General features: G+C 72.3%; 22 protein-coding genes. 12 read left to right on the forward strand and 10 right to left on the reverse strand.

All coding sequences use genetic code 11. From position 1 onward, the window contains the following. Window positions 1-105: 105 nt before the first annotated feature. On the reverse strand, window positions 106-501 hold the full coding sequence (locus AMK33_RS21400; protein ID WP_073934494.1) for a nitroreductase/quinone reductase family protein: 396 nt from the start codon (window positions 499-501) through the stop codon (window positions 106-108). A gap of 105 nt (window positions 502-606) precedes the next feature. On the opposite strand from AMK33_RS21400, the gene AMK33_RS21405 reads away from it, so the two are divergent. From AMK33_RS21405 to AMK33_RS21420, 4 genes are all read left to right on the forward strand, one after another. Further along, a complete protein-coding gene (locus AMK33_RS21405; RefSeq protein WP_073934495.1) occupies window positions 607-813 on the forward strand; it encodes a hypothetical protein in 207 nt (68 codons plus the stop codon). A 104-nt stretch (window positions 814-917) separates the two neighbouring features. After that, window positions 918-1,778: an LLM class F420-dependent oxidoreductase gene (locus AMK33_RS21410; RefSeq protein WP_073934560.1), complete on the forward strand. Its 861-nt coding sequence runs from the start codon at window positions 918-920 to the stop codon at window positions 1,776-1,778. Window positions 1,779-1,824: 46 nt separating this feature from the next. Further along, window positions 1,825-4,413, forward strand: coding sequence for a bifunctional FO biosynthesis protein CofGH (locus tag AMK33_RS21415; RefSeq protein ID WP_073934496.1), 2,589 nt, complete (start codon window positions 1,825-1,827; stop codon window positions 4,411-4,413). Window positions 4,414-4,539: 126 nt separating this feature from the next. Continuing rightward, on the forward strand, window positions 4,540-5,106 hold the full coding sequence (locus AMK33_RS21420; protein ID WP_073934497.1) for a hypothetical protein: 567 nt from the start codon (window positions 4,540-4,542) through the stop codon (window positions 5,104-5,106). 42 nt (window positions 5,107-5,148) lie between these two features. On the opposite strand, the gene AMK33_RS21425 is transcribed toward AMK33_RS21420, so the two are convergent. Genes AMK33_RS21425 through AMK33_RS21435 form a run of 3 tightly spaced genes read right to left on the reverse strand, consistent with a single transcriptional unit; the run spans window position 5,149 to window position 6,511 of the window. Next, window positions 5,149-5,502, reverse strand: coding sequence for a hypothetical protein (locus AMK33_RS21425; protein ID WP_073934498.1), 354 nt, complete (start codon window positions 5,500-5,502; stop codon window positions 5,149-5,151). Next, window positions 5,499-5,960, reverse strand: coding sequence for a prevent-host-death family protein (locus AMK33_RS21430; RefSeq protein WP_073934499.1), 462 nt, complete (start codon window positions 5,958-5,960; stop codon window positions 5,499-5,501). The genes AMK33_RS21425 and AMK33_RS21430 overlap by 4 nt, the downstream gene beginning before the upstream one ends. Window positions 5,961-5,992: 32 nt before the next feature. Continuing rightward, window positions 5,993-6,511 (reverse strand): DUF2165 domain-containing protein, encoded by a 519-nt coding sequence (locus tag AMK33_RS21435; protein WP_073934500.1) that lies wholly within the window; start codon window positions 6,509-6,511, stop codon window positions 5,993-5,995. Between the two features lie 110 nt (window positions 6,512-6,621). Here AMK33_RS21435 and AMK33_RS21440 point away from each other — a divergent pair, with 110 nt between their 5' ends. Beyond that, window positions 6,622-9,093: a tetratricopeptide repeat protein gene (locus tag AMK33_RS21440; protein WP_073934561.1), complete on the forward strand. Its 2,472-nt coding sequence runs from the start codon at window positions 6,622-6,624 to the stop codon at window positions 9,091-9,093. 139 nt (window positions 9,094-9,232) lie between these two features. Next, window positions 9,233-10,351: an ADP-ribosylglycohydrolase family protein gene (locus AMK33_RS21445; protein WP_073934501.1), complete on the forward strand. Its 1,119-nt coding sequence runs from the start codon at window positions 9,233-9,235 to the stop codon at window positions 10,349-10,351. Window positions 10,352-10,366: 15 nt separating this feature from the next. Here AMK33_RS21445 and AMK33_RS21450 read toward each other — a convergent pair whose 3' ends face one another. From AMK33_RS21450 to AMK33_RS21460, 3 genes are all read right to left on the reverse strand, one after another. Then, entirely contained in the window at window positions 10,367-11,920 is a 1,554-nt protein-coding gene (locus tag AMK33_RS21450; RefSeq protein ID WP_073934502.1) for a sodium:solute symporter family protein, read from the reverse strand. Between the two features lie 219 nt (window positions 11,921-12,139). Beyond that, entirely contained in the window at window positions 12,140-14,044 is a 1,905-nt protein-coding gene (locus AMK33_RS21455) for a hypothetical protein (RefSeq protein WP_073934503.1), read from the reverse strand. A 120-nt stretch (window positions 14,045-14,164) separates the two neighbouring features. Then, window positions 14,165-16,873, reverse strand: coding sequence for a D-alanyl-D-alanine carboxypeptidase (locus tag AMK33_RS21460; protein WP_073934504.1), 2,709 nt, complete (start codon window positions 16,871-16,873; stop codon window positions 14,165-14,167). 238 nt (window positions 16,874-17,111) lie between these two features. Between AMK33_RS21460 and AMK33_RS21465 the strand changes: the two genes are divergently transcribed. From AMK33_RS21465 to AMK33_RS21475, 3 genes are all read left to right on the forward strand, one after another. Beyond that, window positions 17,112-17,867 (forward strand): GOLPH3/VPS74 family protein, encoded by a 756-nt coding sequence (locus AMK33_RS21465; RefSeq protein ID WP_073934505.1) that lies wholly within the window; start codon window positions 17,112-17,114, stop codon window positions 17,865-17,867. A gap of 310 nt (window positions 17,868-18,177) precedes the next feature. Continuing rightward, window positions 18,178-19,035 carry a helix-turn-helix domain-containing protein gene (locus tag AMK33_RS21470; protein WP_073934506.1) on the forward strand — a complete coding sequence of 286 codons (858 nt, stop codon included), beginning with the start codon at window positions 18,178-18,180 and terminating at the stop codon, window positions 19,033-19,035. 226 nt (window positions 19,036-19,261) lie between these two features. Continuing rightward, window positions 19,262-19,453 (forward strand): DUF397 domain-containing protein, encoded by a 192-nt coding sequence (locus AMK33_RS21475; protein WP_073934507.1) that lies wholly within the window; start codon window positions 19,262-19,264, stop codon window positions 19,451-19,453. Window positions 19,454-19,567: 114 nt separating this feature from the next. Here AMK33_RS21475 and AMK33_RS21480 read toward each other — a convergent pair whose 3' ends face one another. Further along, window positions 19,568-20,467 carry a MerR family transcriptional regulator gene (locus AMK33_RS21480; protein WP_079194919.1) on the reverse strand — a complete coding sequence of 300 codons (900 nt, stop codon included), beginning with the start codon at window positions 20,465-20,467 and terminating at the stop codon, window positions 19,568-19,570. 80 nt (window positions 20,468-20,547) lie between these two features. Further along, window positions 20,548-21,057, reverse strand: coding sequence for a glutathione peroxidase (locus AMK33_RS21485; protein ID WP_073934509.1), 510 nt, complete (start codon window positions 21,055-21,057; stop codon window positions 20,548-20,550). A gap of 88 nt (window positions 21,058-21,145) precedes the next feature. Between AMK33_RS21485 and AMK33_RS21490 the strand changes: the two genes are divergently transcribed. Continuing rightward, window positions 21,146-21,865, forward strand: coding sequence for a Crp/Fnr family transcriptional regulator (locus AMK33_RS21490; RefSeq protein ID WP_073934510.1), 720 nt, complete (start codon window positions 21,146-21,148; stop codon window positions 21,863-21,865). A gap of 26 nt (window positions 21,866-21,891) precedes the next feature. Here AMK33_RS21490 and AMK33_RS21495 read toward each other — a convergent pair whose 3' ends face one another. Further along, a complete protein-coding gene (locus AMK33_RS21495; RefSeq protein ID WP_235618155.1) occupies window positions 21,892-22,446 on the reverse strand; it encodes a hypothetical protein in 555 nt (184 codons plus the stop codon). A gap of 321 nt (window positions 22,447-22,767) precedes the next feature. Between AMK33_RS21495 and AMK33_RS21500 the strand changes: the two genes are divergently transcribed. Beyond that, the gene (locus AMK33_RS21500) at window positions 22,768-23,523 is read left to right on the forward strand and encodes a hypothetical protein (protein WP_073934511.1); all 756 of its coding nucleotides are present in this window, start codon (window positions 22,768-22,770) and stop codon (window positions 23,521-23,523) included. Window positions 23,524-23,542: 19 nt separating this feature from the next. After that, on the forward strand, window positions 23,543-25,663 hold the full coding sequence (locus AMK33_RS21505; protein WP_073934512.1) for a hypothetical protein: 2,121 nt from the start codon (window positions 23,543-23,545) through the stop codon (window positions 25,661-25,663). Window positions 25,664-25,669: the final 6 nt, after the last annotated feature.

Consider the following 25,669-nt stretch of genomic DNA (forward strand, 5'->3'; position numbering starts at 1 on the left):
GAGCAACTACGCCAGTTTGCCTTGTTCATGGCAGATGCGTCAGCCGTGCGAGACGGCGATCACATGGGGAGCGGCGGGCCGTCACCGGGCCCACACAGTTCGTCCTCAGTCGTCCAGATCCACCCGCACCGTCAGCAGCCCCGCCCCGAAGGCCCGCACGGCGGCGCTGTTGAAGCGGGGCAGGGTGCGCAGCCGGGCCAGGGGATCGTCGTCGGGCAGGAGACGGGCGGTGCCGGTGTGCCAGCGGCCCCGGACGCGCACCCGCACCCGGGGGTCCGCCTGGATGTTGCGGACGTACTGCGACCGCTCGCCGAACTCCGACACCAGCCAGAACGAGCCGCCGACCCGACGCCCGCCCACCGGGGTCCGGCGGGGCAGGCCGGAGACGCGGCCCGTGGTCTCCAGCAGGGTCTGGAACGGCATCCGGCGCAGGACCGGATTCCCGATCCGGCGCTGGAACGCGGTGGCCGCCCGGTATTTGCGTTCGGCGCGAGAAGTCATCGTGCTGTGAGCCTACCGGCGGCCCGGGAGGACGGGGCCGGTGCTGTGCGACCTTTGTACGGAGCGGCGAACTGCCGTGCGGAAGAAGGGGATCGGCAGCAGACCATGAGATTCGCCTGGTTCGTCTGGGTCGTCCGGCACATCAACGAGTTCGGTTTCAGCCATGGCCTCCTGAAAGGCGCGATCGGAACGGTCGCCGTGCTGATCACGGCCGCGCTGCTCGGCTTCGCGCTGCACCGCCACCGGCCGGCCGACCTGGCCGTCGGCGGTGTCACGGCGGTCGTGGGGATCGGCTGGCTGGCCTTCCACTGAGCGGAGGAAAGAGGAGCCGCAAGGGGGTTCCGACCGGTCGGTATGGACAGGAGGGGTCCGCACGGGTATTGATGGGACAGTCGTCCGCGTACGAAAGGCCGCTCATGCGCATCGCCGTCACGATCTTCCTCACCGACGAGACGATCACCCCGGTCCGGCTCGCCCGTGAGCTGGAGCAGCGTGGGTTCGCCGGCCTGTATCTGCCGGAGCACACGCACATCCCCGTCGAGCGGACCAGCCCGTACCCGGCGGGCGGGGAGCTGCCGAGGGAGTACGGCCGCACCCTCGACCCCTTCGTCGCGCTCGGTCAGGCCGCCGCCGTCACCGAGCGGCTGGGGCTCGGCACCGGCATCACGCTCGCCGCGCAGCACGACCCGATCGACCTGGCCAAGCAGGTCGCGACCCTCGATCACCTCTCCGGGGGCCGGTTCACGCTCGGGCTCGGCTTCGGCTGGAACGTGGAGGAGGCCGCCGACCACGGCGTGGAGTGGCGTACCCGGCGTGAGCTGGTCCGGGACCGGATGGGGCTGATGCGGGCGCTGTGGTCGGAGGAACCGACGCCTTACGAGGGGGAGTTCGGGAGCGTACGGGCGAGCTTCGCACACCCCAAACCGGTGCGGAAGCCGCGCGGTCCGGTGGTCGGGCCGCGCACGCTGGTCGGCGGGGCGGCGGGGCCGAAGCTGTTCGGGAACATCTGTGAGTACGCCGACGGCTGGCTGCCGATCGGCGGGCGGGGCCTGACGGAGGCGCTGCCCGCGCTCCGTACCGCCTGGGCCGACGCGGGCCGCGATCCCGGCGCCCTCCAGGTCGTGCCGTACGCCGTGCGTCCCAGCGCGGGCAAGCTGGCCCACTTCGCGGAGCTGGGCATCGAGGAGGTCGTGGTGCAGCTTCCGCCGGAGGGGGAGGCGGGGGTGCTGCGGGCGCTGGACGCGTTCCAGGCATTCGTGGGCGGGGAAGAGGCCTGACGTGGACGGGGAAGGGCCCTGATCACGCCGAACGTATGCTCAAAGGATGACGACTTCCGCGACCACCGGAACCGGCGGCCCCACCGAGAACTCCCTGCGGCGCGCCCTCAGACGCGCCCGGGACGGCGTCTCCCTGGACGTCTCCGAGGCGGCGGTCCTGCTCCAGGCACGCGGTGAACACCTGGAGGACCTGTCCGCGTCGGCCGCCCGGGTGCGGGACGCGGGGCTCGAGGCGGCGGGGCGGCCCGGTGTCATCACGTACTCGAAGAGCGTCTTCGTCCCGCTGACCCGGCTGTGCCGGGACAAGTGCCACTACTGCACGTTCGTCACCGTGCCCGGCAAGCTGCGCCGGGCCGGGCACGGGATGTTCATGTCGCCGGACGAGGTGCTGGACATCGCCCGCAAGGGTGCCGCCGCCGGCTGCAAGGAAGCCCTCATCACCCTCGGCGACAAGCCCGAGGACCGCTGGCCGGAGGCGCGCGAGTGGCTCGACGCGCACGGGTACGACGACACGATCGCGTACGTCCGCGCGATCTCCATCCGGATCCTGGAGGAGACGGGACTCCTCCCGCACCTCAACCCGGGCGTCATGCCCTGGACCGACTTCCAGCGGCTCAAGCCGGTCGCGCCGTCGATGGGCATGATGCTGGAGACCACCGCGACCCGTCTGTGGTCCGAGCCCGGCGGCCCGCACCACGGCTCCCCGGACAAGGAGCCGGCCGTACGGCTGCGGGTGCTGGAGGACGCGGGCCGCTCCTCGGTCCCCTTCACCTCCGGCATCCTCATCGGCATCGGGGAGACGTACGAGGAGCGCGCGGAGTCGCTGTTCGCGCTGCGGAAGATCTCCCGCGCCCACCACGGCATCCAGGAACTGATCATCCAGAACTTCCGCGCCAAGCCGGACACCGCGATGCGCGGCATGCCGGACGCGGAACTCGACGAGCTGGTCGCCACGGTCGCCGTCGCCCGGCTGGTCCTCGGTCCGTCCGCCTGCCTCCAGGCGCCGCCGAACCTGGTCGACTCCGAGTACGGGCGGCTGATCGGGGCCGGGATCGACGACTGGGGCGGGGTCTCCCCGCTGACCATCGACCACGTCAACCCCGAGCGCCCCTGGCCGCGGATCGAGGAACTGGCCGACAGGTCCCGGGCCGCCGGCTTCGAGCTGCGCGAACGCCTCTGCGTCTACCCGGAGTTCGTGCGGCGTGGTGAGCCGTGGCTGGATCCGCGGCTGCGTCCGCACGTGGCCGCGCTCGCCGACCCGGCCACCGGTCTGGCGCGCCCCGACGCCCTCCCGCAGGGGCTGCCCTGGCAGGAACCGGACGAGGCGTTCACCGCGACCGGCCGCACCGATCTGCACCGCACCATCGACACCGAGGGGCGTACGGGCGACCGGCGCGACGACTTCGACGAGGTCTACGGCGACTGGGACGCCCTGCGCGAGGCCGCCGCCCCCGGCATGGTCCCGGAGCGCATCGACACCGATGTGCGCGAGGCCCTGCGCACGGCGGCCGACGACCCGACGAGGCTGACCGACGCGGAGGCGCTGGCGCTGCTGCACGCCGACGGTCCCGCCCTGGACGCGCTGTGCCGGGTCGCGGACGACGTCCGCAAGTCGGTGGTCGGCGACGACGTGACGTACATCGTCACCCGCAACATCAACTTCACCAACGTCTGTTACACCGGCTGCCGTTTCTGCGCCTTCGCGCAGCGCCGCACCGACGCGGACGCCTACACGCTCTCGCTCGACCAGGTCGCCGACCGCGCCCAGCAGGCGTGGGACGTGGGCGCGGTGGAGGTCTGCATGCAGGGCGGCATCCACCCCGACCTGCCCGGGACGGCGTACTTCGACATCGCGAAGGCGGTGAAGGCCCGAGTCCCCGGCATGCACGTGCACGCCTTCTCCCCGATGGAGGTCGTCAACGGCGCGACCCGCACTGGCCTGTCCATCCGGGAGTGGCTCACGGCGGCGAAGGAAGCGGGACTGGACACCATCCCCGGCACGGCCGCCGAGATCCTCGACGACGAGGTCCGCTGGATCCTGACCAAGGGCAAACTCCCGGCGGCGACCTGGACCGAGGTCGTCACCACCGCCCACGAGCTGGGCATCCGCTCCTCCTCGACGATGATGTACGGCCATGTCGACCAGCCCCGCCACTGGCTGGGCCACCTGCGCACCCTGGCCGGCATCCAGCAACGAACCGGCGGCTTCACGGAGTTCGTGACCCTTCCCTTCGTGCACACCAACGCCCCCGTATACCTGGCCGGCATCGCCCGCCCCGGACCGACGGTCCGCGACAACCGCGCGGTCACCGCGATGGCCCGCCTGCTGCTCCACCCGCACATCCCCAACATCCAGACGAGCTGGGTGAAACTGGGCGCGGAGGGCGCGGCGGAGATGCTGCGCTCCGGCGCGAACGATCTCGGCGGCACGCTGATGGAGGAGACGATCTCGCGGATGGCGGGTTCGTCGTACGGTTCCTACAAGTCGGTCAAGGACCTGATCGCGGTCGCGGAGGCCGCCGGCCGCCCGGCGAAGCCCCGCACCACCCTCTACGGCGAGGTACCGGAGGAGCGCCGCCGGGCGGCGGAGGCATCGGACGGACACCTCCCGGAACTGCTGCCGGTACTGGACTGAGACGGGCCGGGGAAGCGCGGGTACTGGCAGTAGGATGATCCGACCCGCGTTCGATCGGGACCCGCGGCCTTCGGACCGGAGCCCGCGGCCTTCGATCGGGACCCGTAGCTGAGGAGATGCGTACCGGTGCCTGCCCGTCTTCCCTCGTGGGCCTGGGTGACCGGGCTGACCACGGGGGCGATCGCCGCGGTGGTGGTCCTGGCCGTCCAGGCGGACCAGGGGACGAAGCCCGTCGCCGCCACGACCCGGCCGAGCGCGTCGGCGACGGCGGACGCGAAACCGTCCGCGAAGCCGGAGGAGGAGAAACCGGCGGCGGTCCCGGCCGACTCGGGCACCGGCCGCCGGATCGTCTACTCCCTCGGCGAGAAGCGGGTCTGGCTGGTCGACGCCAGTGACACCCCCCGCCGCTCCTTCGCGGTCTGGCCGGGCACGGTCGCCCCGGACCCCGGCACGTACACGATCGGCAAGCGCACCCCGGCCACCACCGGCAGCGACGGCGTCCCGGTCGAGCACATCATGTACTTCGCCCAGAAGTCCGGCGTCTGGGTCGCCTTCTCCAACGCGGTCGACGGCTCCTCGCCCCCGCCCGCCGAACCGGGCGCGCAGACGGGCGGCATCCGCATCGCCAAACCCGACGGCAAGGCCCTGTGGACCTTCGGCTCGGCGGGCACGACGGTCCGGGTCGTCGAGTAGCCGCGTCGGAGGGCGAAACACCGGTCGCGACAACGTGCGTGGCTACTCGGTGTCCTTCGGGTGGCGAGTGGACGCGTACACGAAATGAACCGTGTGGCGCGCCTCGTCGACGAGGTAGCGGACGTGGCCGCCCGCTGTCACCTCGTACTCCCACTGAGGGTGTTCCCGGCCTCCGAGGACGGCCCTGGCCAGCCGGCCGCGGAGCGGGTGCTGACGGTCGAGGTCCGCTCGGGGCAGGGGATCACGGCGCAGAGCGTCGAAGCAGCGGCGTGTGTTGCCCGGAGCCTCCGCGCCCAGTTCGCCCCACCCCTTTGCTGCCTCGTTGCTCGCGAACCGCAGGCGCCATTCACCGTCCATGGGCGGCGGAGCGACGTCATCACCGCGCTTCGGGCTCACGGTGCCGTCACCTCGCCGTGGTCCTCGTCGGGCCATGGGCGAGTGAGCTGTGCCGTGAGCTCGGGATCGGCGAGGATGCGGGCCGTCGCGCGCCATTCGACGACGAGGCGATGAAGATTGCCGTGGACGTTCAGCTGGGCCGCGTCGTGCGTGGCGTTGATGAGTTCGGCCACGAACTCCTGCGACTCCTCGGCATTCAAGTGGCGGACCCACGGGAAGACCGACGGCAGCGCGCGCAGTATGGCCCGCTCACCGGCGTCACTGCGCACGAGGGCGGCCAGGAGACGGGCGGTGATGTCCGCCGTCTCCTCGCGCTGCTGGTCATGGCGGGCGGTGGTCAGGTAGAGGTCCTCGCCGTCCCGACGCGTGACGTGCACGCGCTGCGTCCGGTCGAGTGTCTCGGCGACCCGCTTCGAATTCTTCGAGAGCTCGGAAAAGGCAACCGTGGGAGTGGACACGACTCGACGGTACTTCGGAATGTGTTCCGAAGTTAATCGGGGCGGTGACCGGATCGCCCGCCCTGCTGAACCGGCAGGTGGTTGACCAGCAGGACCACGCCGCTGAGGACGAAGACGCGCAGGGCCGCGTCCAGGCCGTTCCAGTCCTCCGACTGCCACATCGCGAACCACTCGCCGCCGATCGCCATGAAGCCGGCGCCGAACAGGAGCATGACCATCAGCAGGCCGTACGTGGAGACACGGCGGGCGTGCGCGTGGTCGGAGCGGGTCCAGAGCCAGGTGCCGTAGGCCAGGACCAGCGCGGCTGCCGTCTCCCAGACGATGATCGCGACGTACGCGGCGTCCTGCACGCCCTCGTTCGTGATCGCGCGCCACATCAGGTCGTCGTCCTTGAACGTGGTGTCCATCGCGAGGACGTGCCGTACGAAGTCCTGGTTCGTGCCGAAGTCCGTGATGTTGCCGAGGGCGACCAGCGCCATGTAGAGGGCGACGGAGGCGGTGAGGAGGGTGGCGGTGAGGGGCAGTGCGCCGCGTGGGGTTGTGGTGGGCATGGCGGTTCAATTCCCGTTGCCGGGGCCCGTATTCCGTCTGACGTGAGCCAGAATGAGGCAGGCCGGGACACGGACGAGGGGACGGACGCGTGGCGCAGGCACGACTGTCGATGCAGCAGATCGTCCGACAGCGCAGGCGTGCCGCCTTCGTGGGCCGTACGGCCGAACGCGACCTGTTCCGGGCGAGCTTGGTCGAGCCCGGTACGGGAAGCCGTCACTTCCTGTTCCATGTGCACGGCCCCGCCGGCGTCGGGAAGTCCATGCTGCTCGCGGAGTTCGAGCACATCGCCCGGGAGTGCGGGGCACTGACGGCGTACGTCGACGAGAGCGCGGCCGGCATCCCGGAGGCGCTGGAGGCGATCTGCCGTCAGTTCGCCTCGCAGGGCCGCCGGGCCAAGGACCTGGAACGGCTGCTGACCGCCCACCGTGAGCGGCGTCACGAGGCCGAGCTGGCCGCCCTCGCCGCGCTGGAACCCGGCCCGGACAGCGGCCCGTCCGCCGGCAGCATGGCCGTCGCGCGGGCCGGCCTCGCCGGACTGGGACTCGTCCCGGGCGCGGGCGCCTTCGCCGGTGTCCTCGACCCCACCCACCTCGCCCAGGGCGCCGACCGTCTGCGCACCGGCCTCGGCGCGCGCTTCCGCAGTTACGAGGACGTACAGCTGGTCCTCTCCCCGGAGAGCGTCCTCACCCCCGTGCTGGTGAACGAGATCCGCGGTGCCGCCGCCGACGTACCGTGGATCGTCCTGCTCTTCGACACCTACGAGCGCACGGGGCTCTTCCTCGACGCCTGGCTGTGGGACCTCATGACGAGCGACCGTCACGGGACCCTCCCCGGCACGATCCTCGTCGTCACGGCCGGCCGGAATCCGGCCGACAGCGCCCGCTGGGGCGGCCTGCCGGGCTTCGTGACCCCTCTGCCGCTGCGGCCGTTCACGGAGGCGGAGGCTCGCGGACTGCTCGCGGACCGGGGCGTCAGGGCGGAACCGGTCGTCGCCGAGGTGCTCCGGCTCACCGGCGGTCTCCCCGTCCTCGTCTCCCTGCTGGCCGACTCCCGGCCGGCCGGCCCCGAGGACGTGCGGGACCCCAGCGCCACCGCCGTGGAACGGTTCCTGAAGGGGGAGCAGGACCCGGTGCGCCGGGCCGCCGCGATCGCGGGCGCACTGCCCCGCCGGCTGGACGCGGACGTGTTCCGGGTGGCGGCCGACCTCGACGGGGAACGGGCCGACGAGCTGTACGGATGGGTGAGCACCCTGCCGTTCGCCGACCCGCTCGGGGGCCGGCTCCGCTACCACGACGTCGTGCGCGCCCCGATGCTGCGGCTTCAGCGCGGACGCTCCCCGCGCGGCTGGGCAGCGGACCAGCGGCGGCTGGCGGACGCGTTCCGCCGCTGGCGAGAGGAGACGGAAACCGGACGGGAGACCGGGCGGCCGTGGGCCGACGAGGACTGGTGGGAGCTGCGCACGGCGGAGCTGTACCACCGCCTGTGCGCCCGGGACCGGGAGGCGCTGTCCGAGGTGCTGCACGACCTGGTGGAGGCGTGCGACCAGGGTGAGGCCGTCGCGGCACGGTGGGTCGGGGTCCTGGAGGACGCCGGCCGGGACGCCGACGTGGCGGGCATCGCCTCGTGGGGGCGGCAGCTGTCGCGGGCGCTCGCGGCCGGCGGCACGCAGGCCGTGCTGGAGGAGCTGCTCGTCACCGCCGGTCACGCGCCGTCGGCCACCCCGTGGACCGGCGGACCCTACGGCCTCCCTCAGGGACCACCGGCCGACGTCACCTCGCGGCGGACCGAGGAGCGGCCCCACGGAGGATACGGATATCCCGGCCCGGGCGCCGTGGAACGCCCTGACACCTCGTGGCAGGCCGAGGAACAGCTCCGCGAACACGCCGACTGGGACGTGGGACTTCCCCCGGCCCTCATGGCGCGGATCCACCGCGACCGTGCCCTCTCCCACGCCGCCCGGGGCGAGTACGAGGCCGCCGTCACCACCCTGGACCGGGCGCTCGGGTCGGCCCCGGACGACGCCGGGGCGCTCGCCCTGCGCGGGGAGTACGGGCGTGTCCTCGGACGGCACGAGCAGGCGGCGGGTGATCTGGAGCGTGCCGTGGCGCTCGACCCCGCCGACGCGTACGCCTGGGCCTCCCTCGGTGCCACCCGCCTCGCCCTCGGCGATCCGGCCGCCGCGCTCACCGCGCTGGACCGCGCGCTGGAGCTGAGGCCCGACTACCCGTGGGCCCTCATCCGCCGCGGCCGCGTCCGGCGGGTTCTGGGCGACCCCGGACGCCGGCTCGCCGACCTCGACCGGGCCGTCGCCCTGCAGCCCGACTCCCCGTGGGCCCACTGCGAGCGCGGCGACGCGCTGCGAGCCACCGGCCGCGACGAGGAGGCGCTCGCCGCGTACGACCACGCACTCACCCTTGACCCCGAGTACGCGTCGGCGTACGCGAGCCGGGGCGTGAGCCGCTTCAACCTCGGCCGCCACACGGAGGCCCTGGCCGACCTGGACCGCGCCCTGGAACTCGACCCCTCCTACACCTGGGCCCGCACCCAGCGCGACGCGGTCGTACGACACCGCGACGGCTGAAATCCCCCTGTCCGACCACTTCCGATCACTCACTTCACACGCCTCACACCCCGCGTACCGATCTGCCCCCTGAACCGGCCGTCCCCGTTCGATTACAGTGCTGGCACCGCACATACGGACGAGGTCCCGGGAGGTCGGGGTGGGCGGTACTGCCGGGCCCGTGTGGGGGCGGCGCGAGCAGCAGGACTTCCGCAGCCGGGTGCGCGGGACACTGCTCGGGGTCGCCCTCGGGGACGCGCTGGGCGCGCCCGTGGACGGAATGACGGCCGACGGGATACGACAGGCGCACGGCGCGGAGGGCCTCACCGAGCTCGCCCCCGCCCACGGCCGGCGCGGTGCCGTCACCCACCACACCCAGCTCACCCTCTTCTCCGTGGACGGCCTGATCCGCGCCCAGGTGCGGCGCGACACCGGCGCCTGGCACCCGCCGACCGATCTGCACCGGGCGTATCTGCGCTGGGCCACCACCCAGCGGGACTGGGGCCCGGACGAGCGGCGCAAGGACGACGGCTGGCTGGCGCGCGAGGAGTGGCTGTACGCACGCCGGGAGCCCGTCCGTACGCTGCTGCTCGGACTCGGCGACGAGACCATGGGGACGCCGGCGGCGCCCAAGAACCCCGGTGAGGCGGGGCCCGAGGCGGCGGCCAGGTCCGCGCCGTTCGGGCTGCTCGTCGGCTGGGAGCCGCAGCTCGTCGCACAGCTCGCCGTGGAGTGCGCGGCGCAGACCCACGGCCATCCGGTCGCCTGCCTCGCGGCGGGCGCGTACGCCGCGATCGTGCACGCGCTGGCCCGGGGCGAGAGCCTGGACACGGCGGTGCAGCGGGCGCTCGCGCTGCTGGCCGCACGGCCGGGGCACCAGCCGGTGTCGGACGCGCTCCAGCACGCGCTGGGCGCAGTACGGCAGGGGATGCCCACCCCGCGGCGGGTCACGGAGCTGGTCGGGAACGCCACCGCCGAGGGACTGCTCGCCGCCGCCGTGTACTGCGCGCTGGTGGGGGAGGACGTACGGCAGGGGCTGTGCCTGGCCGTGAACCACGACGGGCCCAGCGCCGCCGCCGGCGCGCTGACCGGCGGGCTGCTCGGGGCGCTGCACGGCGAGACGGCCCTCCCGCCGGCCTGGCTGGCCGAGCTGGAGGGCCGCCCCACGATCCTGGAACTCGCCGACGACTTCGCCATGGAGATGACGCAGGGCGCTGCGCTGCATGGGCCCGCGGGGTCTTCGGCGGCCTGGCTGGCGCGGTATCCCCGGGGGGCCTGAGCTGGGGGCGGAGAACTACGCCTGATCCCGCACCGGCGCAGGAGACGGCACCGCTGCCGCAGCCGAGTCGTCGTCGCCGTCCGTGTTCACACGCTCGATGATCGCCATCCGCTCCGGCGTGTCCTCCGGCTTCACGTAGCCGATCAGGACGTACAGGACCAGCGAGACCGCCAGCGGGATGGAGACCTGGTACTCCAGCGGCACCCCACCGTCGACGGCCCAGTGGATCGGGTAGTTCACCAGCCAGAAGGCCAGCAGACCCAGCCCCCAGCTGGTGAGCGCCGCCGTCGGCCCGGAGCGGCGGAACGGCCGCAGCAGACCCAGCATCATCGGGATGGCGATCGGGCCCATCAGCCCGGCCACCCACTTGATGACGACCGTGATGATGTCCTTGAAGGTCGGCGAGTTGACCTGCGTCGCGACCGCCATGGACAGGCCGAGGAAGACCACCGTCGTCACGCGGGCCGCGATCAGACCCGACCGGTCGCCCCACAGCCGCGCCCGCTTCGACAGCACCGGCGCCACGTCACGGGTGAAGACGGCCGCGATGGCGTTGGCGTCCGAGGAGCACATGGCCATCGTGTGGGAGAAGAAGCCGACGATGACCAGGCCCAGCAGGCCGTGCGGCAGCAGTTGCTCGGTCATCAGGGCGTAGGAGTCGGAGCCGTCCGCCTTCTGGGACTCCACCAGCAGCGGTGACATCCACATCGGGAAGAACAGGATCACCGGCCAGACCAGCCACAGCACCGCCGACAGCCGCGCCGAGCGCTCCGCCTCGCGGGCGTTGGGGGTGGCCATGTAGCGCTGGGCCTGGTTGAGCATGCCGCCGTTGTACTCGAACAGCTTGATGAACAGGAACGCCAGCAGGAAGATCGTGCCGTACGGTCCGACCAGCGGCTCCCCGTGTCCCTGGAGCTCCGGCTCGTCCCACGCCCCGAAGAAGCCGCCGTGGTCGCCGAGCTCGGCCACCACCGCGACGAACATCGCGACACCGGCGAGGAGCTGGATGATGAACTGGCCGAGTTCGGTCAGCGCGTCCGCCCACAGGCCGCCGATGGTGCAGTAGATCGCCGTGACGACGCCGGTGATGAGGATGCCCTGGTTGAGCGAGACACCGGTGAACACCGACAGCAGGGTGGCGATGGCCGCCCACTTCGCGCCCACGTCCACGATCTTCAGCAGCATGCCGGACCAGGCCAGCGCCTGCTGCGTCTTCAGGTCGTAGCGGTTCTTCAGGTACTCCAGCGGTGAGGCCACGTGGAGCCGGGAGCGCAGCCGGTTGATCCGCGGGGCGAACAGCTTCGACCCGATGGCGATGCCGAAGGCGATGGGGAACGACCAGGTGACGAAGGACGTCACGCCGTACGTGTACGCGATGCCGGCGTAGCCGGTGAACATCACCGCGCTGTACCCGGACATGTGGTGGGAGATGCCGGAGAGCCACCAGGGCATCTTGCCGCCGGCCGTGAAGAAGTCGCTGACGTTGTCCACGCGCTTGTGGGACCAGATGCCGATACCGACCATCACGGCGAAGTAGCCGATGAGCACCGCCCAGTCGAGACTGTTCATGTCCCCCCTTCCAGGGTCCGCCTTGTGAACTCCACTCAGCTGGTTGGCACTTCGCCTGAGCGGGGTAGGGACGAGGAAGGCCGCGAAGTGCCCGCTCATCGTGGGCGGGGTGGCGCGGGCACGACAAGAAACCGTCGAGTCAAGAGCAAGTAAAAATGTTCGGCTAGCTGACCTCCGTTCATAATCATGAACGAGGCCGGAGGGGCGGAACCTCCGGGATCAACGCAGCTCGTCCGGGCAGGTGGTGCCCCGCTCCCCCCACTTGTACGGAGCCGCCAGGCGGTACGTCCCCGGCTGAGGCGCGAGCAGTGTCGTCCACTTGTCGCCGTTCTCGTCCTCCTCCGTCTCCATCAGACAGCCGTGGACGTTCTCGTACGTCTTCGGCTCGCCCTCCGGGCGGTCCTCGGACTCCTCCGTCTCCTGCGGAGGGTCCAGCGCCTTGCCCTCGGAGTCGACGAGGCCCAGCCACGGCGAGTACGGGACACGGATCAGGATCCGGCCCGCCTTCTCCACCCGCAGCGTCCACTCGCCCTGCTCGGCCCGCTCCACGACCGTGTTCGGCTCCGCCAGCGGCGTCGGCTCGTTCACCGCGAAGAGCTGCCAGTTCGCGTCGCCCCAGATCTGCTTCAGATACGGCAGCCCGCGCTGCACCAGCTCCCGCTCCCGCTGACCGCCGTCACCGTCCGGCTCGTCCTTCGGCAGCACCACGAAGTGCACGCCCCAGCGCTTCAGCCACTCGCGGTAGTTCGCCGAGTTGAGGGTGTCGTCGTAGAAGAGCGGGTTGCGCTCCATGTCGGCCTGCCGGTTCCAGCCCCGGGCCAGATTGACGTACGGGGCGAGGGCGGACGCCTCACGGTGCGAGCGGGCCGGGACGACCTCCACGCGGCCCCGCTCGGCGCCGACCTCCTGGAGCTCGTTCAGCAGCGGCGCCAGCTCGCGCGCCCAGGACGCCCGCGGTGTGGTGCGCACGACGTCGTCGACCGACTTGAAGCCGATCCAGCCGGTGAAGCCGACGAAGGCGACGACGATCGCGTACCACTTGAGGGTCTTCGGCACCGTGAACGGCAGCGCCGCCACCAGCACCACCCCGCCGAACAGCATCGCCAGCCGGGTCATGTTCGACCCGATCTGCGAACTGATCAGCCAGACCAGCACGATCCCCAGCCCGTACACCGCGGCCGTGATCCGTACGGTCTTCCACTCCGCGGGGACCAGGACGTACACCAGGACCGAGTACAGCAGCGGCAGGATCACCGAGCCGATGCCCATCGGCTGGGTCCCCGAGAACGGGAACAGCCACGCCGACACCGCCACCACCGCACTGGGCGCGAGACCCAGCGCCCACGCCCCCGGCCGGCGCTTCTGCAGGAACAGCGCCACCGCCACCAGGCCCACGAACAGTCCCGCGACCGGCGAGGCCATCGTCGCCAGCGCCGCCAGCGGGGCCGCGCACAGGGCCTTCGCCCAGCGCTTGTAGCGCCACCGGTGGGGCCAGCAGAAGACGACGGCGACCGCGCCGAGCGCGAACATCGTGCCGAGCCCGTACGTCACCCGCCCCGAGGCCGCGTTGCACAGCAGCGCGAACACACCCGCGAGCGCGGCCCACAGGGGGTTGCGCACCATGGGGGTCCCCCCGCTCGAGCGAAGCCGGGAGTGGGGGAGGCTGCGCATCAGCACCAGCGTCAGCAGGCCCGCCGACACCGTGCCCGCGATCATCATCGTGGTCCGCACCCCGAGGACCGACATCAGGTACGGCGACACCACGCTGTACGACACCGGGTGCATACCGCCGTACCAGGCGAGGTTGTACGCGGAGTCCGGGTGCCGGCCGACGAACTCGGCCCACGCGTCCTGCGCGGCGAGGTCGCCGCCGCTGTTGGCGAACGTGAAGAACCAGGCGATGTGCAGCAGGCCGGCGAGAATGGTGACGGAGAGCGCCGGGTGCCGCAGCATGCGGGTGCGCACGGCGAGGACGGCGGTCATGAGCGCGCCGGGGGTGCTGGGGGCGCCTGGGGTGTCGTCAGTGCCCTCGGGTGTCCGCTGTGTCCCGGTCAGCGGTATTCGCGGGCCGGATTCCGGGTCCGGATCGGCGTCGTCGGCGCGTGTCGGCTCCGCTGTGGCCACCTGAAGGCACTCCCCGTGTCCCGTTCCTTGCCTGTTCCTTGCCCGTTTCGTGACGCTAGCACGCAGCCAGGCGGCCGTCGCCCGGGTGGGCGTCGGCCGCCTGGCTCGTACGTCTCCGGGTCAGGAGAGACGCGTCAGCTTGTCCGTGAAGCCGGGCTCCGCGAGGTCCTCCTGCAGGGCGACCGGCACCTTGACGGCACCGCCCGATCCGTCGCCGACGGTGAGCGTGCCCACCTTCGTGCCGGTCTTCGCGGTGTGCGGCAGGTCGTCCCCGGTGAACGTCAGCTTCACCGACAGCCCCGCCCAGCCGACGGCCTTGACGTCCTCGGTGACGGTGACGGGCGTACGGCCGCCGAGACCGTCGTCCACGTACCCGACGACGTCGCCCTTCTTCAGGATCTTCGCCGAGGTCAGCGCCTCCTGGGCGGCGCGCAGCGCGGGCTTGCTGACCTCGTTGACCGTCTTCAGGATCGACGGGCCCTTGTGCTGGCCGAGGATCGCGCCGACGACGATGACCGTCTGACCGTCCACCTCCTTGCGGCCGGCGAAGAGCAGGTTGCCGCCGGCCTTGGTGGTGGAGCCGGTCTTGATGCCGATCGCGCCCATGGTGTAGGGCAGCTCGTTGTAGTTGGTCCAGTACTTCCCGGTCGGGTCCGTCCAGCTGGCCGCGCTGGTGATGGCCACCATGGCCGGGATCCTCATGGCCGCGACGCCGAGCTTCGTCTGGTCCTCGGCGGTGGAGACGGTGGTCGCCTTCAGCCCCGAGGGGTCGGTGTACGTCGTGTTGGTCATCCCGAGCTCCTTGGCGGTGTCGTTCATCTTCTCGACGAACGCCTCCTCGGAGCCCGCGTCCCAACGCGCCAGCAGACGCGCGATGTTGTTCGCGGAGGGGACCATGACGGCCGACAGCGCCTGCTTCTCGGTGAGGAAGTCGCCGGCCTTGACGGTGTTGAGCGTGGACTCGCCGTCCTTGTCGTAGCCGCCCTCCTCCTCCGCCTTCGCGTCGACCTCGATCTTCGGGCCTTCCTCACCGGGCTTCAGCGGGTGCTCGCGCAGGATGATGTACGCCGTCATGGTCTTGGCGACGGAGCCGATGGCGACCGGCTTCTGCTCGCCGAAGTGGTCCATCGTGCCGATGCCGTCGCCACTCATCCAGCCCTGGCCCTCGTCCGGCCAGGGCAGCTTCACCTGGTCGCCGTCGAAGGTGTGGGTGTTCTCCGCGGTGAGCACCAGGGTGGGAGTCGGCAGCGGGCGTACGGTCTGCACGATCGCAAAGACGATCGCGAGGAGCACGACCAGCGGCGCCCAGATCTTGACCCGCCGCACGGCCGTCCGCAGCGGGGTCTGCGGCGGCGGCGGGGTGTTGGTCAGCTCGGCCAGCAGGTCCAGCGGCGGCCTGGGCGGCAGCGGCTGCTGGGTGGTCCGCTCGGGACCGACCTGCGGGAGGGAGGAGGTGGCCCCGGCGGGGGCGGCGGGAGCGGCGGGCGGCTTGTGCCCACCGAGGTCGTCGTCCCGCTTGAGCGCGACGAACTTGCTGGTCCGCTCGGCCTCGGCAGCGGCCTCGCGGACCGCGGCGCCCAGCTTGAGCATGGTGGTGGGCTGATCGACGGCGGGCGCGGAGGGCCGCCCGGTCCGGAACACGGCGGTGGGCTGATCGACGGGCCCCTCGGCCTTCGGCCGCCCGTCCTCGGCGGCGTCAGCCGCCGACGGCCCGCCCCCGGGCTCGTCCTCGCCGTGCCGGTCGTCCTCGGTGGCCCCCTGGGCCCCCGCGACCGGCTTCCCGTCACCACCCCGGGACGAACCCGCCTCGGGCTCCCCCTCGCCCGGGCCCGCGAGGGCGGCGGCCTTCGCCGCACCGGCGCCCGGCACGTCCTGCGCGGTGCCCTCGGACCCGTCCGCGCCCTTTCCGGTGCCCTCGGACCCGTCCTCGTCGCCCGCGAAGGCGACGGCCTCGGGAGCGTCCGTGTCCGTCCCGGCGTCCTCGGGCTTCTTCTCGGCGCGGGGCGCGTCACCCGCGGCCCTGGGCGCGTCAGCGTCCGTCCCGGAGCTCTCGGACCCGTCCTGGCCGCGGGAGACGTCGACCGTGGGCTTCGGCGCGCCCGTGCCGGTCCCGGCGGCGGCGTGCGCGGCGCTCTCGGGCTCGTCCCCGGCGCGGGGCGCCTCGGACCCGTCCTGGCCGTGGGAGACGTCTGCCGCGTCCTCGGCCCCACCCTTCGACTTCGTGGTGGCGGCCGTCCGCTCGGGGGTGTCCTCGGCCTCACCGCTCGCGTCGTCCGTGTGGCCGGACCCCGGCTCCGTCTCGCGCTCGCCCTGGTCGGCGATGGTGCTCGTGGTCGTACCGGCCTCGGGGGTGTTCTTCCGGTCCCCGACGGTGGCCGTCCGCTCGGAGGCGTTCTCGGCCTCACCGCTCGCGTCGTCCGTGTGGCCGGACCCCGGCTCAGCCTCGCGCTCGCCCTGGTCACTGGTGGTGCTCGTGGTCGTACCGGCCTCGGAGGTGTCCTCGCGGTCCCCGGCGGCAGCCGTCCGGTCCGAGCTGTTCTCGGTGTCGGTGGTGGCGCCCTCGGCGCCGCCCTCGGATTCGTCCGGGTCCGCCGAGCGGACCCACGCGGCCACCGCCTCGCGCAGACGGCCGGACTCCTCGCCCGCGCCGGAGGGCGTCGACAGCACGCGGGTGGCCGTGTCGATGCTTCCGCGGCTCTCCGAGGGCTCGGCCTCGCGGCTCACCGCCAGCCGGGGATCCCGCTTCTCGGGAACCGGATCCGCGCTCCCCGACGTCGGTTCTGCCGACGACTCGCGCTGCTTCGACCTGTCGGGGGACTCGCCCGCCACCGATGCCTCCTCCATGTGCCGCACGCCCCGCGTGCGCCAACCGAACCGTGAACCGCCCGCCCGCGACAGCACTCCGCAGCGCTGTCCGAACCATGTACCAGTGTCCTGTGTGCGGACTTCCCCCACGTGGTAGACGAGAACGACATAGCCACTGGTTCCACTACGAACCGGTCACGCACCCTCGACAGACCAATGTGAGAGGGGTCACCCTGTCATTCATCCACGCGGGGAGGCATGGATGGGCAGGAGCCGCAGAACACTTCCGGAGGAGCTTCTGCTGCTGGCATTGGACCCGACCACGGGTACCACTGCACAGCCGCAGTCGCTCGACCTCGGTCTGGCCGGAGCGCAGCTAGTGGAGCTGGCGCTGGCCGGACGGATAGCCCCAGACGGGGATCGTATCGCCGTGGTGGTGCCACGGCCGACTGGAGACCCAACACTGGACTGCGCGTTGGAGTTGCTGCGAAGGCGCGGCGCTCCGGTACGGGCGGTCCACTGGATCGGCGGGCCGCGTCTCGGGCTGCGCCAGACCTATCTCTCGCATCTGGAGCGGTGCGGCATGGTGCACGCCGTGGCCGGACAGATGTGCGGGGTGCTGCCGACGACTCGCTACCAGGCGACGGACACCGAGATCAGCCGGGAGATCAGAACCCGGCTGGACTCCGCGATCCGCACCGGCGTCCCGCCGGACCCGCGGACCGCGGCGCTCGCCGCACTGGCGCACGCGGTCGGCCTCGGCAAGCACCTGTACCCGGGGAACGAGGGACGCTCCTCGCGTTCCCGGTTGCGGGATCTGATCCGGCACGACCCGATGGGCGGACTCGTCGCGCACGCCGTGATGGACGTCCAGAACGGCGTGGCGGCCCAGCCGCGCCGCAACTCCGCCCCGGCGGGCCGGCAGGCCCCCGCCGGCGGCCGGGGCGCACCGGAACCCGCCCGAGGCGTTCCGGCGCAACCGCACCACGGATCCATGGCACGCGCCGCGGCCCACTGAGCCCGTACGGCCCCAGGGCTCAACGGCACAGGCAACGGCACGGCCGACGGATCCACGGCCGACAGACCCGGTCACGGGAGCCGCGGTCCGAGCGGGGCGAAGGAGAACGCACGGGTTCTCTTCCGCCCCGCTCGGCGCACCCGCGACCGGCTTCGGCACGCGCCAACACCCGCCACCACACCGTGAAGTGGCGTGTACCCGTCGTATATCCGCCGTTTCCCAGCGGCAGGAAGCACCTTGGTGGCAGTCTGCTCATCAGCAGACACGCAAAGTGGCAAGTACGAGGCACGCAGCCGGAGGTGCACGTCCCGTGGCGTCCAATGTCAATCCCACCGTCAGGCGGCGCCGGCTGGGCCAGGAGCTGCGCCGGCTCCGCGAGGTCAAGGGCATGACCGCCGAGGAGGTGGCGGAGCGACTGCTGGTGTCGCAGTCGAAGATCAGCCGCCTGGAGAACGGCAGGCGCAGCATCAGCCAGCGTGACGTCCGCGATCTGTGCGGGGTCTACGAGGTGGAGGACCAGCGGATCGTCGAGTCGCTGATGCAGATGGCCAAGGACTCGCGCCAGCAGGGCTGGTGGCACGCCTTCGGCGACATCCCGTACAGCGTCTACATCGGTCTGGAGACGGACGCGGAGTCGCTCCGGGTCTACGAACCGCAGATCATCACCGGTCTGTTGCAGACCCGCGCGTACGCCGAGGCGATCGTGCAGGGCGGTTCACCGGAGTCGTCCGAGCAGGACAACGACAAGCGGGTCGAGGTGCGGCTGCGCCGGCAGAGCCGGATCACCGCAGAGAAGGACCCGCTGCGGCTGTGGGTGGTGCTGGACGAGGCGTCGCTGCACAGGGTCGTCGGGAGCCGGCAGGTGATGCGGGAACAACTGGAGCACGTCATGGAGTTGTCCCAGCAGCCGCACATCACCGTGCAGGTGCTGCCGTTCGAGGTCGGCGCGCACGCCGGTATCAACGGGCAGTACTCGATCCTGGAGTTCGCCGACGCGGCCGACTCCAGCGTCGTCTACATCGAGGGCGTCACCAGCGACCTGTACCTGGAGAAGCCGCACGACGTGCAGAAGTACACGGTGATGTACGAGCACCTGCGGGCCCAGTCGTTGAACGTGGAGGCGTCCCGGCAGCGCGTCGAGCGCCTCGCGAAGGAGTACGCGCGCTGAGCACCGACCGGGAGGCGGCGGGATGATACACCGCTGACATGCCGGGTTGGAAGTATCACCTGGTATATGCCACCCGGTCGAGTGAACGACTGCTCCGAAAGAAGATGTTGGCGAGTAGCGTCGATCACGCCAACCACCAGCGAGGGTTGGCGAAATCCGTTCTGTGGGTTCACGTCGGAACACACAGGCGGGTGACAGCGACTCAGCATCTGGCTACGGAGCGAACATGTCAATTCGTCTGGGCGCCACGGAAACGTGGACGACGTCCTCCTACACCAACAACAACGGCGCGTGCGTGATGGTCAGGTCGACCACCGAGGCGGCGCTGGAACTCGGGGACACCAAGGTCCCCGAGGGTCCGAAGCTGGCCTTCCCCGCGGACGCGTGGAGCGCCTTCGTGGCCTCGGTCAAGAGCTGACCGGTCCGGCGACCGGCCACCGGGCGACACCGGACCGGCACGAGCACCACCGACAGGGCCCTCTCGACCAGTTCGCCGTCCTAGCCGAGAGGGCTCGGCCCGTGCCCTCTCGGCTCAGCCCGTCGTACGGGCCACCGGGAAGGACACCGGAGAGGCCACCGGGAAGGTCATCGGGAAGGCCACGTCACACACCGGGTCCCCCGGGCCCGCGGCGTCCCAGTCGGCGAAGTACACCTCCCGGCAGGGGCCCGTCGGCGTCAGCCCCTCCGCCTTCATCCACTCCTCGACCGCCTCGAAGGCGGCCAGGATCTGCGGATGCGCCACCTGCGCCTTGGTGATCCGGGTGCGGGCCAGCCGCAGCGCCGGCTCCACCCGCACCGCCGTCCCCCGGGCCCGGCCGCTCCGCCCCGCCCAGGCCCGTGCCGCCGCCTCGTCGGCGACCGGCACGCACGCCTCCGCGGGGCCGTCGCTCTCCATGGACACCTCGGAGTGGTACGCCACGAACGGCGCCCCGGTAGCGCCCCCGCACTCCCGGGCCGCCTCCTCCAGCCGGCCCAGCGAGGCCCCGATCCACGCCGGCAACTCCTCCGCCAGCACGTGCCGCACCTCGGTGATCAGCACCTGCGCCGGCACGTCCACCGTCTCGACCACGAACTTCCCGTACATCTCGGAGCTCCTCCCCGACAACCGTCCACGGAGGTATGCCGCGAGCGTCCGCTGCCCGGCGTGCCGCGCCTCGACGTCCGCCCAGTAGGCGGTGAGCCGTTCGGCGGCCGTCGTGCCGTCGTCCGCGTCGACGACCTCGGCGATCCGGGCGAGCGGCATGTCGAGCTGCCGCAACAGCGCCACAAGGCGGGCGCGTTCCACCTGGCCGGGCCGGTAGAACCGGTAGCCGGTGGCCGCGTCGACCCGTGCCGGGGCCAGCAGCCCCAGCCGGTCGTACAGCCGCAGCGCCTTCGCCGACAGCCGCGCCCGCGCCGCGAACGCCCCGATGCCGATCAGTTCCTCGTCCACGCCGACATCCTCCGTCGCCGGACGGCCTCTCCGCCCGGCGACGGACACGCTCACCCCTGCCCCAGGGGCAAGGTCAACGGTCAACCGATCGCCTTCTCCACCGCCGCCACGACCTCCGCCGACTCCGGCTCGGTCTGCGGCGAGAACCGGGCGACGACCTCGCCGTCCCGCCCGATCAGGAACTTCTCGAAGTTCCAGCGGATGTCCCCGCTGTGCCCCTCGGCGTCGGCGAACCCGGTCAGCCGCTCGTACAGGGCGTGCCGCCCGTCCCCGTTGACCTCGACCTTCTCGGTCATCGGGAAGGTCACGCCGTACGTCGCCGAACAGAACTCGGCGATCTCCTCCGCGCTGCCCGGCTCCTGCCCGAGGAACTGGTTGCAGGGCACGCCGAGCACGGTGAAGCCCTGCTCCGCGTACCGCTCGTGCAGCCGCTCGAGACCGGCGTACTGCGGGGTCAGCCCGCACTTGGAGGCCACGTTCACGACGAGCACGGCCCGGCCCGCGTACTGGGCGAGCGAGGCGGAGCCGCCGTTCAGCGCGCCGATCTCGACGTCGAGGGGAGAGGTGCCGTTGTTCTTCGCAGTCGTCATGAGCGCGAGCCTAACCCCATGGCGCGGGGCCGGACGGGCGGGCAGGATCGGTGGGGTCACCGACAGGTCGGGGGGAACCACCGTGCCGATGCCGCCGTACAGCCCCAGCCCCAGCCCCAGCTCCGCGGAGTGGCCCACGCGCAGTCTGCTGGGGAGGCTGCCGCCCCGGGCCCGGCAGGAGCTGCTCGCCCTGGGCGTGGAGACCCGGTTCGAGGCGGGGCAGGTGCTGCTGAGCGAGGGCGCGCACGACCGGCACGTCCTGCTGTTGCTGTCCGGCTTCGCCAAGGTGACGGCGCGCGTGGAGAACGGGGAGGCGTCGCTGCTCGCGGTGCGGGTGGGCGGTGACACGGTGGGCGAGATGGCGGCCATGGACGGGGCGCCCCGCTCGGCCACGGTGACGGCGTGCGGACCCATGACCGCGCGGGTGCTCCAGCCGGGCGTCCTGCGGGCCCTGCTGATGCGGCGCCCGGACGTGGCGATCGTGCTCACCGGGATCGTCGCCGACCGGCTGCGCTGGGCCAACCGCCGGCGCCTGGACTTCCGCGGCTATCCGGTCAAGGTGCGGCTGGCCCGGCTGCTGGTGGAACTGGCGACGACCTACGGGCACCCGGTGGGCGGTGGCGTGGTCCTGGGCTGCCGGCTGACCCAGCCCGAGCTGGCCGCGCTCACCGGGGCCGCCGAGACGACGGTGCACAAGGGGCTGCGCGAACTGCGCGAGGAGGGGCTGCTGGAGACCGGCTACGGATCGACGGTCATCCGCGACCTGCCCCGGCTCAGACGGATCGCGGACCTCGCTCCCGAGGAGTAGCGGGCGGCTACGGCAGCAGCGGCCGGCTACGACAGCAGCGGCCGCACCACCACCAGCAGCCCGGCACTGACCCCCATCACCGCCGTGCACACCACCGCCCCGGTCAGCCGGCGGTACTTGCTCACCGCCACCCGGGCCAGGAAACGAACGGTTCTGGACAACTCCAGCCGTTCCCGCGCCACATCGGCCTCCTCGCCGTCACCCGGCGGGCCGACGGGCGGCAGGATGTCCGGGCCGGTCGCCAGGTGGACGAAGCTGTAGCGGTTGGCACCCCCGGGGCGCAGCACCCGGGGGCGCAGGGCGGCGGCGAGGAAGCCCGCGCCGGCGAACAGCGCGCCCAGGAACAGCGCGAGCAGCACACCCGCGAGCACCCCCGGCGCTCCGCCGTCCCGTACGGCGTGCAGGGCGGGCCCGCTCCACCAGGGCGCGGTGCCGACCAGGGCCGCCTGGACGGCGGCCAGGACACCGGCCTTGGCGTCCGCGTGCTGGTGGGTGGTCTGCAGCGCGGTGAACATGTACCGCGCCGGACGGCTGTCCCGGTCGGCTCCGGTGGACGGCATACGGCCTCCGGTGGTCGGCATACGGCCTCCTGCGGTCGGTGATCGGCTCCCGCTCCCCATTAGGAGCCGCTCCGTGCGCGGAGATCCGGCATTTCTGCGGGATCGCGGGTGACTTGTTCTCGCCCCCGCGCACCGGAACCCGCCCGTCACTTCCGTGGCCGGCTGTATGTTTCGCACCCTTCCGCATCCCGTATTTAGACGGGGTTTCCCCCCGGGCGCGACGTGTACCACTGGCGTACCGGCGTCCGCATGGTTCGGGGGAGCGGGCGCCGGTGTGCCACGGAGTCCCCGGAGACGTACGTCCCAGGGTGTGACTCCACTGAAAGAACGGGGAGTTCGAGCATGGGTACCTTCCGTCGCAGGCTGCTGCTGGCGGTCGACGCCAAGGGGTACGGCCGCGTCGACGTCGTGACGCAGCGGCAGTTGCAGGAGGCCATCCAGAAGTTGCTGACGGAGTCGGCCGGCGCGTCCGGGCTGGAGAGGGAACGCTGGGAGACGCAGGTCGGCGGCGACTCGGTGCTCGCCGTGCTGCCGGAGGGCGCCTCCGAGCCGCACCTCGTCGACACGTTCATGCGCCATCTGGACGCGGGCCTGCGGGAGTTCAACCACGGCCGGGTGCGCGAGGCGTGGCTGCGGCTGCGGGTGGCCGTGCACTTCGGTACGGCCACGCCGGCCGCCAACGGCTTCGAGGGGCGGGCCCCGGTCGAGATCGGCCGGATGCTGGACAGCGCCGCGCTGCGCTCGGCCCTGGACGCGGCCCCGGACGCCTGCATGGCCCTCGCGGTCTCCTCGACCGTCTTCAACGACGTGATCCGGGAGGCGTACACGACGATCCGGGCGCAGGAGTTCCGCGAGGTGCGGATCGAGGAGAAGGAGTACGCGGGGCGGATATGGATCCGGGTTCCCGGACACGACGGGCGGGCGCCCGGTCCCGGCGCTGTCGAGCCCGCGCAGGGGCGTGCGAAGGGTGGTGCGGAGGGTGGTGAAACTCCGGACACGCGCCCTCCGAGTACCCCAACTGCCCCCGGCGACACGGTAGTTCAAGTCATTTCCGGAACCGTCCACGCTCCGGGTGCCGTCTTCGGGATCTCCAAGTGACACGGAGTGATGACTGAGGATGGACGAGGAACAGAGCGAGCGGGGAGCCGAGGGGACCGAGAGAGCGGAGGGGGACGAGAGGGCCGAGAGGGCCGACGAGCCCCGGGCCGAACAGAGCGCCCCCGAGCAGCCCGACCCGAGTACCCCGAAGCAGCCCGACCCGGCCGCCCCGGACACCCCCGCGGCGGCCCCCGTGCACCACAACCGCGTCAACCAGTACTTCTACGGAGCCCTCGACGCCCCCGGCGCCCACTTCGGCATCGGCGCCGGTGACTCCGCCAACGTCCGCCGCCGCGCCGTGGGCCGGCTGGAGGCGGGGGAGGCGGACGCGCTCCTCGCCCCGTACGTGGAACCCGGCTGCTTCGAGGAGGCCGCCGCCGCCCTGGAGCAGGACGGTGTGGTGGTGCTCGTCGGCCCGCCCGGCATCGGCAAGCGGTCCGCGGCGGTCGCGCTCGTCGCCAAGGCCGCCGAGGGCACGGAGTACGTGGTGCTCTCGCCCGGCCGGAGCCTGGAGGACCTCGCCGACGGGCGTCGCGTGACGTTCGGGAAGGGCGTCGGCTACGTGCTGATCGACCGCATGCACGAGGCCGCCTCGGGCACGGCGGACTTCGACTGGCGGCGCGTCCGGGACGCCGTACGGGACGCCGGCGCCCACCTGGTGATCACCACCGTGCACCCGGTGGAGGGCGACGCCCCCGGCTCCGTACGCCATGTGCCGTGGGAGCTGCCGGACCTGGCCGCCGTACTGCGGGTGCGGCTGCTGCGGGCGCGGTGCGCCGCGGACACCGTCGAGCGGGCCGTGACCGGCCTGCCGGGGGGCTGCGGGGTCGCGGAGGTCGCCGAGGCGGCCGAGCGGATCGCGCGGGGCGCCGACCCGGACGAGGTCTGGCAGGAGTACGGCAGCGGCGCCGCGGAGCCCGTACGGGACTGGTTCGCGGCCGGGCGCGAGCCGCACGAGTGGGCCGAGGTCACCACGCTGGCCTTCGTCACCGGAGTCGGCTACCGCGACTTCGAGACCTGCCAGGAGCGCCTGGAGGAATGGGTGGCACCCACCTTCCCGATGCTGGCGAACGACGAGGAGACGGCCGCCGCCCACCGCCGTGACGCCGACCGCCGGCTGTCGCTGCACCGCAACACCCTGGTCGCGGTGGAGGAACGCAAGGACGGCGCCCTCACCCGCGGCGCGCTGGTCTTCGCCCACCCCCAGTACCGGCAGTGGGTGCTCCAGGAACTGTGGGCGAAGCGCTCCACGGCGTACTGGAACGGCGTACGCGGCTGGCTGACCGAACTCGTCGGCACCCGGCCCGGCCTCGGTGTGCAGCTCTCCGTCGCCTCGGGGCTCGCCCTGCTCACCCGGCCCGCGTTCGACGAGGTCGCCGAGAACTACCTGCACCCCTGGGCGGGCGGCACGGCCGGACCGGAGGGGCAGTCCACGGCCGTCCTGGTGCTGCAGTTCATGTGCCTGGACGAGGGACTCGCCGCCACCGCGCTCGCCGTGGGCCGCGACTGGGCCCGCTCGCCGGAACCGGCGCTGCGGTCGGCCGCCGCCGCGGCGTTCAGCGGGGCGCTCGGCGTGCGGTTCCCCACCGACGCCGTGAACGTGCTGCTGCGGCTGACCGGCCGGTCCGAGGAGGCGGCGCTCGCCCTGGCCGGCCTCGTCGCCCTGCTCCTGGAGTGCGGCGAGGACACCGGCGCGGTGCTGCGGCCCCTCGCGTACCGGCTCAGGGCCCTGCGCACCACGCTCACGGGACACCGCAAGGAGACCGTCCTCGGCACCGTCCAGGCCCTCCTCGGGGCCCGCGACACCCGGACCGGCCGGCTGGTGGGCGCCTCGCTGCTGGACGGCGCCCCGGAGGAGAGCGACCGGATCGCCGAACTGTGGGCGGGCGTGCTGGGGAACCGACCGCGCCGGGGATGGGCGCTGCGCTTCCTGCACGCCACCCTGCGCGACCTGACCGCCGTGACGGCCGAACCGGACCCGGCGGCCGGGCGCTTCGGCCGCTCCCTGGGCGCCGCCCTGACCCCCGGGGAGCGGCAGCACCTCGCCACCGCCCTGCGGCGGACCGCCGTACGTCCCGCCCCGGAGACCGCCGCCCTCACCGAGACCTTCCTTACCGCCGTACTGAGCACGGAGGACTGACACAGG

Origin of the sequence: Streptomyces sp. CB02400, assembly GCF_001905725.1 — a bacterium.
Classification (GTDB): domain Bacteria; phylum Actinomycetota; class Actinomycetes; order Streptomycetales; family Streptomycetaceae; genus Streptomyces; species Streptomyces atrovirens.

What these genes read in the sequence shown, in the direction of transcription:
- AMK33_RS21440 (WP_073934561.1), top strand. Translation starts at nt 6,622, where the DNA reads ATGCAGCAGATCGTCCGACAGCGCAGGCGTGCCGCCTTCGTGGGCCGT.
- AMK33_RS21405 (WP_073934495.1), top strand. Translation starts at nt 607, where the DNA reads ATGAGATTCGCCTGGTTCGTCTGGGTCGTCCGGCACATCAACGAGTTC.
- AMK33_RS21415 (WP_073934496.1), top strand. Translation starts at nt 1,825, where the DNA reads ATGACGACTTCCGCGACCACCGGAACCGGCGGCCCCACCGAGAACTCC.
- AMK33_RS21435 (WP_073934500.1), bottom strand. Translation starts at nt 6,511, where the DNA reads ATGCCCACCACAACCCCACGCGGCGCACTGCCCCTCACCGCCACCCTC.
- AMK33_RS21475 (WP_073934507.1), top strand. Translation starts at nt 19,262, where the DNA reads ATGTCAATTCGTCTGGGCGCCACGGAAACGTGGACGACGTCCTCCTAC.
- AMK33_RS21485 (WP_073934509.1), bottom strand. Translation starts at nt 21,057, where the DNA reads ATGACGACTGCGAAGAACAACGGCACCTCTCCCCTCGACGTCGAGATC.
- AMK33_RS21450 (WP_073934502.1), bottom strand. Translation starts at nt 11,920, where the DNA reads ATGAACAGTCTCGACTGGGCGGTGCTCATCGGCTACTTCGCCGTGATG.
- AMK33_RS21505 (WP_073934512.1), top strand. Translation starts at nt 23,543, where the DNA reads ATGGACGAGGAACAGAGCGAGCGGGGAGCCGAGGGGACCGAGAGAGCG.
- AMK33_RS21500 (WP_073934511.1), top strand. Translation starts at nt 22,768, where the DNA reads ATGGGTACCTTCCGTCGCAGGCTGCTGCTGGCGGTCGACGCCAAGGGG.
- AMK33_RS21495 (WP_235618155.1), bottom strand. Translation starts at nt 22,446, where the DNA reads ATGCCGACCACCGGAGGCCGTATGCCGTCCACCGGAGCCGACCGGGAC.
- AMK33_RS21400 (WP_073934494.1), bottom strand. Translation starts at nt 501, where the DNA reads ATGACTTCTCGCGCCGAACGCAAATACCGGGCGGCCACCGCGTTCCAG.
- AMK33_RS21465 (WP_073934505.1), top strand. Translation starts at nt 17,112, where the DNA reads ATGGGCAGGAGCCGCAGAACACTTCCGGAGGAGCTTCTGCTGCTGGCA.
- AMK33_RS21410 (WP_073934560.1), top strand. Translation starts at nt 918, where the DNA reads ATGCGCATCGCCGTCACGATCTTCCTCACCGACGAGACGATCACCCCG.
- AMK33_RS21490 (WP_073934510.1), top strand. Translation starts at nt 21,146, where the DNA reads ATGCCGCCGTACAGCCCCAGCCCCAGCCCCAGCTCCGCGGAGTGGCCC.